This is a genomic window from Acetomicrobium sp. S15 = DSM 107314, assembly GCF_016125955.1.
Lineage (GTDB): Bacteria > Synergistota > Synergistia > Synergistales > Thermosynergistaceae > Thermosynergistes > Thermosynergistes pyruvativorans.
In genome coordinates this window covers 1-12391 of sequence record NZ_JADEVE010000155.1, presented here as the reverse complement: position 1 = coordinate 12391, position 12391 = coordinate 1, and the positions used below count along the sequence as shown (strand labels likewise).

Below are 12391 nucleotides of genomic sequence, written 5' to 3'. Positions count from 1 at the left end.
GGTGCATGGATGATCTGTGGCTTCGCTATAAGAAGGATCGCGACCCTAAGGACAAAGAGGCGCTCGTGAAAAGGTATCTGCCGCTCGTCAAGTATGTAGTGAGCCGCATGCCGTTGGCGTTGCCTCCTGGATTGAGCTTCGACGACATCCTGAGCTTCGGCATAATGGGGCTGCTCGATGCGATTGAGCGCTACGATTTAGCTCTGGGCTATAAATTCAATACGTTCGCTGTGCCGAGGATACGCGGTGCGGTGCTGGACGAGTTGCGCAGGTTTGATTGGCTCTCCAGGGCCGGAAGGGAGAAAGTCCGCCGGCTCGAGAAGGCTGTGGATAAATTGTACAGGGAAAAGGGGCAGGCCGGCGATGTCGAGCTCATGGACGAGCTCGACATGGACGAAAAAACATATAAGGAGCTGCTCGAGGTGGCCAGCCGAAACCACGTGGTCTCGTTAGATGAAGTCCTTGCCCTCGACGATGGCGATGTGTCGAGGGGCGACCTGGTGGCGGATGATTTGCCCACTCCTCAGGAAGCGGTGGAGCTTTCCGATGAACTCGATTCGATCGCCAGAGCGCTTGAGAGGCTGCCGGAAAAGGAGCGCTTGGTAATTTCTCTTTATTACTATGACGGTTTGACGCTAAAGGAGATAGGTGCTGTATTGGGGGTGACGGAATCTCGCGCCTCCCAGATCCACGGCAAGGCCTTGTCCACATTGAGGGCTCTACTGAGGGCAGACTTTTGATTGAGAGGTGGGCAACTTGACGGGAAGACCGTTTCGTTTCTCGGTTGAGGAAGACGGCCTGTACCTGCAAGTCGATCAAGAAGGGAAGGTCACGCTCGCTCAAATCGTGGCCTTCCTTAAAGAACGGGGAGTTTCGAGCTTCGACGGCGGAAAAATCCTGGCCGCCTTGGAAGAGCGCCCTAAAGAGCCTGTGCGTATAGGTGGCAAGCCTGCCGTTGAGGCGAAGGCCAAAATAGAGGTGGACATCTCCGACGACGAACTCAAGGCTTTTATAAGGGTAGTCCCTCCTTTGGATGACAGAGATTGGCCCACCGTCGACGAATTAAAAAAAGCCTTGGAAGAAGCGGGCGTCGAATATGGTATCGATGAGAGTGCGCTCGAGGAAATAGCAAGAGAACACCTGGAGGATGAGTGGGTTCTCGTAGCCAAAGGCGACCCGCCTAAAGACGGGGAAGACGCCCAAATTGTGCTCAAAATCGAGCTCAGTCGTCCTAAACCCAAAGAGGCCGATGCCGACAGAGTGGATATGCGAGAGCTCGGAGCCGTTGTAAACGTCCTGCATGGCCAGGAACTTGCCGAAAAGATCCCGCTAAAACAAGGAGAAGACGGCACGAGCGTCAAGGGTAAGCCCTTAAAAGCCAGACAAGGCAAAGATCGCCAGCTCCCCAAGGGAAAGAACACAGAGGTCTCCGAGGACGGCCTCCATCTCCTGGCTGCTATGGATGGGCATGTATCTATTCGCGAGGGGAAAATAGATGTCCTGCCTGAATATGAGATCAAGGGAGACGTGGATTATAGCGTCGGCAATATAGATTTCGTGGGCACCGTAATTGTGAGAGGCACTGTGCGCGAGGGGTTTGTGGTTATGGCGAGCGGCGATATCCAGGTGGACGGGGCCGTAGAAGGGGCGAAGCTCAAAAGTGGCGGCAAGATCGTGGTAAAGGGCGGGGTCAGCGGCATGGGCAAGGGAGAGCTATCCGCCCAAGGCGATATCATCGTCAGATATGCTGAGCAGGCCACTTTGAGGAGCGGTTCCAACGTCATTGCGGAAAGGGCTCTCCTCCACAGTCTCATCTACGCAAGATCCGAAGTCCAGGTTTCGAGTGGCAAAAAGGGCACGATCGCCGGAGGCAAAATATACGCCGGCTCGGAAGTCATCTGCGATGAATTGGGCAGCAAAATGGAGACGCGCACGGAAGTTCAGGTGGGTACATCTCCAGAGCTCATCGAGGAGAAACGTGCCAAGGAAGGAGATTTCGCCGAGAGCCTCAATAAACTTCAGGAAGTTGAAAAGAACCTGGATTATCTAAAGAAATTGGAAGAAATGGGGATGTTGGACGAGGAAAAGCGCGAGATGCTCGTTGCCCTCACGAGGGCCAAATTCCAACTGCGGGCGCATGTGGAAAACCTCCAGAAACAGTTGGCCGAGATAGAGGCAGCCCTATACGAGTCTAAGGGGAAGGCGCGCGTTCGCGTCAGGGGCTATTGCTATCCGGGCGTTGTAATTTCCATAAAAGGCGTAAGCTATGTCGTGAGGGACACATTGCAATTCGTCTCGTTTGTGTACGACGAAGGGGAGGTGCGGATACGCTCCTTCGAGGGATAAAGAGGCGATAAAGGAAGAGTGGTGCAGAGTTGAAGCCGGTGGAGTGGCAGCTTTCGCTTTTGAGGCTCGGCCAAAACGCTCAAGAGGGCAGGGAATTTGCTGCGGCTATGAAGCAGGCGTCTCAGCAGCAAGAGGGTATAGCTTCTGCCGTAGAGCAAGAGCGGCAGGTTAGGCGTAGGCGTGGGCCGGAAGAGGAACTGCGCGTGGCCCTTCGTAAGGAGGGCGATAAGGTCGGGATCAAAAGGAAGAAAAAGCGTAAACCCGGCGGCGGTCGTGAAGAGGAAGAGGACGAGGAAGGGAAGGAAAGCAATCTCGATGTTTACGCCTGAGTGGAAGCCATGAATCCCCAAAAGGGCCTCGCTCTGGGATATCTGCGGCTGATCGAAGAGAGAAACCTCTTTCAGGGGGCCGCACTGGTCACGGATTTAAGAGGGATTCCGCTCGATTTCAGATATACGGAGCCCATATCGCCCACGAGGCTTGAGCGTATCCTTTACGGCGATGCCTTGCGTGTCTATATAAGAGAAGAAGTCATATTGGAGAACCTGTTGAAAGCTGTCGAAGTTAAGCCCTCTTTGTGGATTTGCAATGACCGAGAACTGCTGAAGTTTCTCAAAGAGCATGCCGCTTGCCCGCCAATCTTTTTGGAAAGCACATCCTACCCTCCATTGGATGCTGTAGGAGAAGTAGTGTCTCAGCCGGAGCCCGGCGCGTACTTGGTTCAGGCAGATCCTATAAGCGCTCCCCTGAAGTTGGTTGTGCCGGTCGACACCGGCGAGGATGCCGTAAAGAGCGCGGTCTCCATGCTCATCGAGGCGGCTGCCTCGATGGAGATCCTTGAACCCTTCACTCGCATAAAGAGGGCCTTGGAAGCCGTAGCCACCGGAGAGATGGCGGAATGAAAAAAGGCTTCATCGTCCGTTTGGAGGAGATCGGGGAGAGCCTGTCGAGGCTTTTTGCGGGAAGGGTCAGAGTGCGTTCATTGCCCTCGCGCCGTGCGAAAATCGCTTCTTTGACCCCGGTTAGAAGGGATACCATCAACGTCGAGCGCTTGGACAACAGGCAAAATACTCCTGTTATGAGGTCTCTCGCGGCGGAGTGGAGGCACATATACCCCCGCAGGATGATTCTGGCCCTGGCTGGCTCTGTTAAAATTCGCAGCGCTCCCCTTAGGGTTCGTCCGCCTTTGGTAAAGGGTGTTTTGGTATTCGGGATTGGCCCTACTGTAAATGACGCCACTGAACGAATTAAGCTTTTGCCCCAGGTCAGGGGGAATCGCGTACGTTATTTGAAAGAGAGGCCGTTCGTCGAGGGGTCTGGCCTTATTGCCCTTTTCTCTCCTATAATTAAAGATGCCCTTCTGAGGGAAGTTTTGGAGAGGGAAAGGGGTGTCTTGTTCGTCTGGTATGACGTCTCGAGCGACGCAGCGCTCCCCTATATGCTGGCTCTCTTCAGGCGCCTGGATGCCTCTCAGGGCGATATATTTTCATGGCGTTGGCTCCCAGGGCCAGGGGCTTAAGGGAATGCGGAGGTGGTTGGCATAGAGCATGCTTTAGGGGCTTGAGGGCAGCGGTTCCGATTTTGTTGCAGTAATTTAAACATTTGGAGGTAGTGTCAGACTTATGGGAGAGAGCAATAACTTTTCGGCCGTCTCTGTCAATGTGGGCGAAGTCGTAACAGGTAAGGTAGAGCGCATAATGCCTTACGGCGCTTTTGTCAGGCTGGCCACGGGCCAAAAGGCCATGATCCACATCTCTGAGCTTTCGAGGAGTTACGTGAAGAAGGTCGAGGATGTCCTTCAGGTGGACCAAGAAGTCAGGGCCAAGGTGATCAAGATCGACGAAAAGGGTAGGATCGATCTTTCGATAAAACAACTCGAGGCGCACTCCGCACCTCGTCCCCAAGACGGCGATGATTTTGAGAAGAAGCTTTCTAACTTCCTCAAGGCGAGCGAACAGAAGATTGCGGACTTAAATAGCAAAAGCGAAGGGAAGAAGGGAGACAAGCGCCGCGGCAAGAGGTAGCGACGGGCACCCTTACAGCAAGGCTGCGCCCATTTTCTACGAGCGCCTTAACGCCGGGGATCGCATTTTTTTGAAGCGCCGCATGGAAGGAAGGCGCTTCGATGAAGGGATTGTCTTGGGGGTGATGACCCGTTGCCGCTGGGGCCGTCCGCAGGTTATTTTGTGCTTTCCTGTCTCCGGCATGCGCCCCTTCCCTACGATGTTCTGGTTGGTCTGCCCTTATCTCGTTCGAGCCTGTTCTGCTCTCGAATCTGCGGGCGGCGTGGGCGATCTCGAAAGAAAGATGGGACATCGTTTGAGCGAGTGGATCTCTTACTCCAACAGATGTGCTTCGTTGCGGTTGGCCATGATCAGCTCATCGACGAGGCGCTTCCTACGCTTGAGGCGAAGAGGCATTTGGCAGGCCCTTAGGAGAAGCGGCCTCGGAGGCATCGCCGTCAAGGATAGAGTTACGCTCAAGTGCCTCCATCTTCAAGTCGCGTCTTGGCTCGCCTTGGGAGAGCACCCCGGCGCGGTGTGGCTGGAGGAAATGATAGGTCCTCGAGAATGCGATGTGCCTTCTTGCTATCGCTGCTCCTTCGAGGAGGTTGGGGATGAAACGTCTCGGCGTCATCGACGTCGGATCGAACTCGGTCCGCGCCCTCGCGGTGGGATGTATAGAGGGGCGCTTCGTATATCTTGCGAGCGGAGCTTGGATAAGCCGGCTGGCTCAAGGGGTTGGGGAAGGTCGATATGCCATATCGGATGAAGCCTTAAGCCGCACAAAGGCGGCTGTGGCCAAGGCTCGTACGCTCCTCGATGCCAACTGCGTGTCGCTTGAGGACAGGTCTTTCATAGCGACCGAGTCGCTTCGCAGCGCTTATAACGCCTCTTTTGCTGCAGCCGAATTGGAAGGGGTCGCCGGGTTGCCGCTCTCCGTCCTAAGCGGCTACGAGGAGGCGAGCTTGAGTTTTCGAGGTGCCGCCTTCGGCTTGCGCGAAAGGGTCGGCCTTTTCTTCGACCTCGGCGGAGGTAGCCTCGAGGTGGGAGACGGAAAGCGCTTCTTCTCGCTGCCGTTAGGGGCGGTGCGCATGGCTTCGCTCTACGGCGAGGACGTTAAAAAGATTGGTTGTGCGGCGGCCAAACGGCTTGCCGAAGTCCGCTGCCTTTTTGCCGGAGGGGCGGTCGTCGGTGTGGGCGGCACATCCTCCACGGTCGCCATGATGCTGAAGGCCATCCCCATAGAGAAATATCATCCCGGAAGGGTCCACGGAAGCCTCGTAAAAAAAGGGGACATAGAAGGGCTTTTGGCTAAAACGGCGCAGCTCTCAGCGGAAGAGCGGCGAAATGTAATTGGCCTCGAGCCGGGCAGGGCAGATATAATAATCCCCGGCATGGCCGTCATCGTTTCTTTACTCGACGTCTTGGCTATCGATAGCTATACCCACAGCGAGTGCGATCTCCTCTGGGGGGAGCTGGTGGAGATGGCAGACAAGAGAGGGTTGGCGGCGAGCGGTATCGACTGGAGGGTTGATTGTGTGGAAGGGCAGGTTTAGCGAGGATATCGAAAGAACAGTCTTGGACTTCACCCAATCGTTAGATCTCGATTGGCGATTGGCTCTGGCTGACGTGATCTGCAGCGCTGCCCATGTGAGGATGCTCTCTCGAGTGAAACTGATTTCCCCTCAGGAGTGCGGTGCAATTTTGTCGGCTTTGAAACAGATCGCGGACGAGATCAAGTCCGGCAAGTTCGTGCCCAAGGTCGAACTCGAAGACGTGCACATGAACATCGAAGCGCGGTTGATCGAGCTTTTGGGGAGTGTAGGGGCCAAGCTTCACACGGGAAGGAGCCGCAACGATCAAATAGCCACGACGATGCGCCTGTACCTGCGGGAGGAGTTATCCAAATTGGGGCTCTCCCTCTGCCATATGCTCGAGGTTTTGCTCCGCTGCGCCGAGCGCCACGTGGATGTGGTTGTGCCCGGATACACTCACCTGCAACAGGCTCAGCCCATCTCTCTGGGCCATTACTGGATGGCGCAGTTTTGGGCCTTTCTCCGCGATAGCGACCTTCTGCTTTACGCCCTCAAAGGTCTGGACGAGTCGCCTTTGGGGTCGGGGGCTTTGGCCGGTTCGACGCTGCCGCTCGACAGGCATTACGCGGCCAGCATCTTGCGCTTTTCCGGCGTCGCGGAGAACAGCATCGATGCCATATCTCAAAGGGATTACATGCTCGATTATCATCACTTCGCCGTGTCTTTTATGCTCCACTGCAGCCGACTTTGCGAAGACCTCATCATATGGAATACTTCTGAGTTCGGCTGGATTCGCCTTCCCGACGGATTTTGCACGGGCTCCAGCATGATGCCTCAGAAGAAAAATCCCGACGTATTGGAGCTGGTGCGCGGCAGGGCATCCCAGGCCATCGGGTGTTTCGTGAGCATGGCCACCCTCTTAAAGGGCCTTCCCATGGCCTACGACAGGGATTTGCAGGAGGACAAGCGCAGCCTCTGGGCGTCGTTAGAATTGCTCGCCTCCGTTACGGACGTTCTCCCTCCGCTCCTCTCTCGGGTGGACGTGGATGAACGCCGTGCTTTGGACGCTTTTAGGGACGGTTTCGCTTTGGCGACGGACGTAGCCGAGTATCTCGTGGCCAAGGGGGTACCTTTCAGGGAGGCGCATCAGAAGGTGGGACAGGCCGTCAAGTGGTGCCTGGAGAGGGGAAGGGCCTTGAACTCCCTTTCCGTCGAAGAGTGGAAAGTCCTGATTCCGGAGGTCGAGGCCGACCTGATTGGCTTGCTCGTGCCGGAGGCCGCCGTGGAGAGACGCCGCACCTTTGGGGGGACGGCTTTTGCTGAGGTGAGACGGCAGATCAAGTCCGGCAAGGGGCGGCTCGAAAAGGCCCTTTCGGAGTTCGAAGTCTACCGCGAGTGCGTTCTTGAAGCCCTCCTGGGACAGGTCTTTACTTTTAGTGTTTCTTAGCTCTCGCCTCGGGAACCAACGCCGGCAGGTTGACATCTTTGACCCTTGCGTGATAATTTATACGTGCCGATCGGGTCTTAAATAGAAGGGAGTTTTGGGCCGTTAGCTCAGGTGGCAGAGCACCGGACTTTTAATCCGGGTGTCGCAGGTTCGAATCCTGCACGGCTCACCAAATTTAGTTCCCGGCTGGGTTTGTAGCCTGTCGGGATTTTTTTATGCTCGATTTAGGAGCGCCGGACTGTTTTCTTGCTATGCCGTGATGACCTCCAAAACTACGACTTTTCCTAAACTTCGGACTTCCCTCCTTTTACTGTGTTTTCCCAAATTTGCAGGTTTGCATTGACCCCTTCCTGGTACGGGGCCCTTTGGGCCATGAAGTGCGCTTCCCTTCAAAAATTAGGAGAGATCAGGCTCAAGGCTAGTATAATAATCGCGTCAGACAATGAAAAGACAATAATACTTGAGTTCCTGATACACGCGCTGGACGTGCCCGAAGAAACGATGTCTGAGATAGCGAAGAGTTTGGGAGATGAAGAAGTCATGCCGTCTTTGGCAGAGAAGCTGGAAAAGAGAGGCGAATTGAAAGGCAAGGAGATAGGCAAATAGAGGCCAAACGCTCGACATTGATAAAACTGCTCAAGCGCAAGTTCGGCCTCACCCTCGCAGAGGAAGAGGAATTGCACTCCGTTACGGACGAAGCCAAGCTCGAAGTTGCGCTGGACATGATTTTAGATGCAAAAGACAAGTCTGAGGTCTTTAGGACGTTAGATTAAAAATGTCGGAGTAACGGCATTGGAGTGACGAAGGGATATGAGATACAGGGGTTTATCGTATAGGTGATAGACTCCAATTTGTTATTAGCGCCTCACGGGCGATTGTTAATAAATTATCGGGGGGCGATCGAGCTTTTCATAATCTCCCTTAACTGCCCTAACCTTAACTGCCTTAAATACGGCACGAACTCGGCTTGAGCCGAGGCGACCTTCGAGAAGGCTTTACGTTGACAGTATAATTAACAGGCTCAAGTGCCGAAAGCAAAAGGGGAGAAAAGCCAGTGTCATTGCCAAGGACATCGCGCACCGGAAATGACCTCGACGATAAAACCGGCAACGGTGAAAACAGCAGCCGAAACGCTACCGAAAACGCCGCTGAAAATATCAGCGAAGACGCCGCCAAAAACACAAAAAGTAAAGACCTGACCCCAAGGGTGCTTTTGAGTGGTGGGGCTGGTTTTATAGGCAGCCACCTTGCCAGGGCGCTGATCGAATTGGGAAGCGAGGTTCATGTCGTAGACAACTTCGATCCCTTCTATCCGAGGAAGCTGAAGGAGCGCAATATCGAAGGCATATTAGGGTGCTCAAAGGTAGCCCTCGAAAGAAGCGCCGAAGTTAATAAATCAGCCCTCAAGGTATATGAGATTGACATATGCAACTACGAAGCTTTAATTAGCGCTTTTGGGAACATGAAATTCGACGTCTTCGTACACCTGGCTGCTAAGGCCGGTGTGCGACCATCGATAATGGATCCGATAGGATATTGTAGGACGAACGTTTTGGGCACGCAGAATATGTTGGAGCTCGCCGCTAAGACCGGAACGAAGCAGTTCGTCTTCGCCTCCTCGTCGAGCGTTTACGGCGTAAACCCGAACGTCCCTTGGAAAGAGAACGAGCCGCTAAAGCCCATAAGCCCTTATGCAGGCACGAAGATCGCAGGCGAACTTATGGGCCACGTTTACAGCCATTTATACGGCATTCGCTTCATCGCCCTGAGGTATTTCACGGTCTACGGCCCCGGGCAAAGGCCGGACCTTGCCATTTGCAAATTCTCCCATCTCATGGTCCAAGGGAAGCCCATCCCCTTTTACGGCGACGGCTCGACGAAGCGCGACTACACCTATATCGCCGACATCGTGAAGGGCACGATATCAGCGATGGAATATCGCGATTCCATGTACGAAGTGATAAACCTGGGCAATCACCACACTGTTTCATTGAAGGAGATGGTGGAGGTTCTGGCGAGAGGCCTTGGTGTGAGGCCGATCCTCGACGTAAAACCCCTTCCGCCGGGAGACGTCCCTCAAACCTACGCGGACATCGGGAAAGCCAGAAGGCTTTTAGGTTACGAACCCACTACGACTTTCGAGGAAGGCATAGCGAAGTTCGTAGAATGGTTTAAGATGACCTTTATAAAAAGCGCAAGGAGTGACCGTTAGTGCGTGTATGCGTGATAGGGACAGGATATGTCGGCCTCGTTACAGGGGCGTGCCTTGCAGATACGGGAAACGACGTCTGGTGCGTCGACAAGGACGAAGAAAAGATAAGCAAACTAAATCAGGGCATTGTGCCCATCTACGAACCTGGCCTGGAAGACATAGTCAAGCGCAATCTGGCTGGAGGCCGACTTCGCTTCACGACGGACATAGCCGAGGGCGTGTCCAGGGGGTTATTCGTATTCATAGCGGTAGGGACCCCTCCAAATCACGATGGCAGCGCAGACCTTTCGGCTGTCTTCGACGTAGCCGAAAACATTGGTATGGCGATAGACAACTACAAGATAGTCGCCACTAAGTCGACCGTCCCCATAGGGACGACTTACAAGGTTAAGGAAATAATCTCTTCGAAACTCAAAGAAAGACGCGCCCCGGATGTGGAGTTCGACATCGCCTCATGCCCCGAATTCTTAAAAGAGGGGTCGGCCGTCGAGGACTTTCAGCATCCCGATAGGATCATCATAGGGACGGAAAATGGCAGGACTGCAGAGCTGCTCAAAGAGCTGCTTGCGCCCTTCACCATGAGAGAGGATAGGTTTTTCGTCACCTCGATCCCAACGGCGGAGCTCATAAAATACGCCGCTAACGCCATGTTGGCCACGCGCATCAGCTTTATAAATGAGCTTGCAAGGCTGTGCGATAGAGTCGGGGCTGACATAGAGGCCGTTAGAAAGGGCATTGGCCTGGACTCGAGGATCGGCTCGAGCTTCTTATATGCCGGGCCGGGATACGGAGGGTCATGTTTCCCCAAGGACGTAAAGGCGTTGATCGACACGGCAAGACAAAACGGAGTGGACCTTTCGATCTTAAAGGCCGTGGACGAGGTGAACGAAACACAGAGGGACTACGTCTTTTCAAAAATACGCGACTATTTCAACGGCGACCTTAAGGGCGTGCGCATAGCGCTTTGGGGATTGAGCTTCAAGCCCGACACCGACGACGTGCGCGAGTCGCCCGCCGTGGCGATAGCCAAGAGAATCATTGAAGCCGGCGGCGCCGTTCAGGCCTTCGACCCCGCAGCCACCGAGCAGGCAAGGAAGGTCTTGGGCGAGCATGCCATTACGTACTTCAACGATTGTTACGAAGCCCTCCGCGGCGCCGACGCGCTCCTTCTTGCCACCGAATGGAAGATGTTTCGGCAGCCGGACTTCGACCGCATGAAAGAGCTCTTGTCGCGGCCCGTCATCTTCGATGCCAGAAACCAGTACGACCCGCATAAACTCCGCCAGCGCGGCTTTGCCTGCTTCGGCGTCGGCCGATAACCTTGGGGTCGGGTCTTTACTTTTTGTGTTCTTGTCTCATTTGATTTCACTCGTTTTTGCAGCTTACGAATCTGGCAGGGCGGCTTCAACGACGAGCGCTATCCCCATTTTTATGTGTTAAAGCAGCTTTGGTATCGATTGTACCACATATGTTTTACACTATCTTTGGGCTTAAGCATATTTAAATCATGACAAGTTGCCGCGAAATGCCGATTTTTTGGTTCATAAGGGATTTCGCCATGGATATCGGGGGTAGAGATAGCTTGAGGAATGAGAGAAGCTGCCGGGAAAATCTGCAGCGTTTGAGGCAGACGCGAATTGCGTTGAGGTTCGAAAAATGCTTATTGCTCGCTCTTTATATGGGCCTTCTGGTTTGGATGTCCTTGGGCACGCGCTATCCTGAACCGGTGGAGTTGTTGTTTAGAAAAATCGGTCCACTCGCTCTCCATGGTTTGGGCTATTTTTTCCTCGTGATCTTACTCGGTTGGGTCTTAATGGTAAAAAGCAAAAGAGAGACGCTTCTTGTCTTTGCGGCGGCATTCCTCTATGGCCTTGCCTTGGAGGTGGCTCAGATCTACACCTCGACGAGGGAATTTTCGTTGGTGGACATGCTGGCAAACCTGGTGGGATTGAGCATGGGTGCTCTGGCCTTATGGGTCTTTAATGTCCTAAGGCTAAAGGGTCAAAACTGGCAAGAGGTCGAGGATCGGTGAGATTCAGAGCCACGTTGGATTCGTGTCCATATTGATTTAAACTCATCGCTTTGGCCACATTTGGCTACATCATCGAAATACAGTCCATAGGGCATCGTCAGCTTAGCTGCCAAGGTGTCGGTAAATTAGAAGGAAAAGATAGCTTCAGTATTTGCTATATGGTTATATACTGAACCCAAGCAGAGGTAGGCATGAAGGAAGTGAGATAAATGCGCCTGAGCGATACGCCGCTCGATTTCGATTTTATAATCGAGCAACTTAAAAAAGCACCAGAGGTGTTAATGCCATATAAAGGAAAAGTCGTGGCCCTACTTTTGTTTGGCTCCCTCCATCGTCGCGAAGCAACTCTTTTGAGTGATATCGATTTGGCGATTTTGTACCATAGCAATTTGGATAAACATCATATGCTGAAAGTGCACACTCAACTATATGGCGACATATCCCAGTTGATACAGACAGACGATTTTGACCTCGTTAATTTAAATCTTGCGCCGCTTACTGTGCAGTTCAGCGCAATTGAAGACAAGACTATTTTGGTCCTACATAACCCTGAAGAACTGGTTGACTTTCAGGCAATGGTTATGAGCGCCTATCAGGATTTTTATCCTGTTCTGCAAGAATACTATCGGAATCGGTTGAAACTTTTGGGAGTGGCCTAAATGGATGATAAATTGCTGAGCCAAGAGGAAAGGCCGTGAGGCGTGAAAAGTGATGAGTGATCAGTAATGAGTGATGAGTGATCAGTGATGAGAGGAAAATGTGAAAATGAGTGTGAGAGTGAGTGTAGGAAGTAATATGTGAAGAGTCTGCTGAAAA

Annotated in this window: 15 protein-coding genes and 1 tRNA gene; all 16 read left to right on the top strand. The window is 53.3% G+C overall.

The window, feature by feature from the left end:
• The first annotated feature begins 5 nt into the window (after positions 1-5).
• The 16 genes from EZM41_RS03595 to mntA all read left to right on the top strand — a co-directional run bounded on the left by EZM41_RS03595 (position 6) and on the right by mntA (position 12234).
• A complete protein-coding gene (locus EZM41_RS03595; RefSeq protein ID WP_198469584.1) occupies positions 6-740 on the top strand; it encodes a sigma-70 family RNA polymerase sigma factor in 735 nt (244 codons plus the stop codon).
• Between the two features lie 16 nt (positions 741-756).
• Entirely contained in the window at positions 757-2346 is a 1590-nt protein-coding gene (locus EZM41_RS03590; RefSeq protein ID WP_198469582.1) for a DUF342 domain-containing protein, read from the top strand.
• A 29-nt stretch (positions 2347-2375) separates the two neighbouring features.
• On the top strand, positions 2376-2675 hold the full coding sequence (locus tag EZM41_RS03585) for a hypothetical protein (RefSeq protein WP_198469580.1): 300 nt from the start codon (positions 2376-2378) through the stop codon (positions 2673-2675).
• 9 nt (positions 2676-2684) lie between these two features.
• Positions 2685-3248 carry a hypothetical protein gene (locus tag EZM41_RS03580; RefSeq protein WP_198469578.1) on the top strand — a complete coding sequence of 188 codons (564 nt, stop codon included), beginning with the start codon at positions 2685-2687 and terminating at the stop codon, positions 3246-3248.
• Entirely contained in the window at positions 3245-3865 is a 621-nt protein-coding gene (locus EZM41_RS03575; RefSeq protein WP_198469576.1) for a hypothetical protein, read from the top strand. Before EZM41_RS03580 ends, EZM41_RS03575 begins: the two co-directional genes overlap by 4 nt.
• 103 nt (positions 3866-3968) lie before the next feature.
• Complete coding sequence (locus EZM41_RS03570) at positions 3969-4370, top strand: S1 RNA-binding domain-containing protein (RefSeq protein WP_198469574.1); 402 nt, start codon at positions 3969-3971, stop codon at positions 4368-4370.
• A gap of 70 nt (positions 4371-4440) precedes the next feature.
• On the top strand, positions 4441-5118 hold the full coding sequence (locus EZM41_RS13535; RefSeq protein ID WP_232619037.1) for a DUF501 domain-containing protein: 678 nt from the start codon (positions 4441-4443) through the stop codon (positions 5116-5118).
• On the top strand, positions 5018-5905 hold the full coding sequence (locus EZM41_RS03565) for a Ppx/GppA phosphatase family protein (protein ID WP_342449227.1): 888 nt from the start codon (positions 5018-5020) through the stop codon (positions 5903-5905). The genes EZM41_RS13535 and EZM41_RS03565 overlap by 101 nt, the downstream gene beginning before the upstream one ends.
• Positions 5886-7331, top strand: coding sequence for an argininosuccinate lyase (argH, locus tag EZM41_RS03560; protein WP_198469570.1), 1446 nt, complete (start codon positions 5886-5888; stop codon positions 7329-7331). Before EZM41_RS03565 ends, argH begins: the two co-directional genes overlap by 20 nt.
• Before the next feature lie 96 nt (positions 7332-7427).
• Positions 7428-7503 (top strand) — tRNA-Lys (locus tag EZM41_RS03555).
• A gap of 200 nt (positions 7504-7703) precedes the next feature.
• Positions 7704-7937 (top strand): hypothetical protein, encoded by a 234-nt coding sequence (locus EZM41_RS13530; protein WP_232619035.1) that lies wholly within the window; start codon positions 7704-7706, stop codon positions 7935-7937.
• A gap of 17 nt (positions 7938-7954) precedes the next feature.
• Positions 7955-8104, top strand: a complete 150-nt coding sequence (locus EZM41_RS13525; protein ID WP_232619034.1) for a hypothetical protein — start codon at positions 7955-7957, stop codon at positions 8102-8104.
• 281 nt (positions 8105-8385) lie between these two features.
• Positions 8386-9543 (top strand): GDP-mannose 4,6-dehydratase, encoded by a 1158-nt coding sequence (locus tag EZM41_RS03545; protein WP_342449224.1) that lies wholly within the window; start codon positions 8386-8388, stop codon positions 9541-9543.
• Positions 9543-10862 (top strand): nucleotide sugar dehydrogenase, encoded by a 1320-nt coding sequence (locus EZM41_RS03540; protein ID WP_198469569.1) that lies wholly within the window; start codon positions 9543-9545, stop codon positions 10860-10862. The genes EZM41_RS03545 and EZM41_RS03540 overlap by 1 nt, the downstream gene beginning before the upstream one ends.
• 206 nt (positions 10863-11068) lie before the next feature.
• Positions 11069-11575, top strand: coding sequence for a VanZ family protein (locus tag EZM41_RS03535; protein WP_198469567.1), 507 nt, complete (start codon positions 11069-11071; stop codon positions 11573-11575).
• 209 nt (positions 11576-11784) lie between these two features.
• Entirely contained in the window at positions 11785-12234 is a 450-nt protein-coding gene (gene mntA / locus EZM41_RS03530) for a type VII toxin-antitoxin system MntA family adenylyltransferase antitoxin (protein WP_198469565.1), read from the top strand.
• Positions 12235-12391 lie beyond the last annotated feature (157 nt).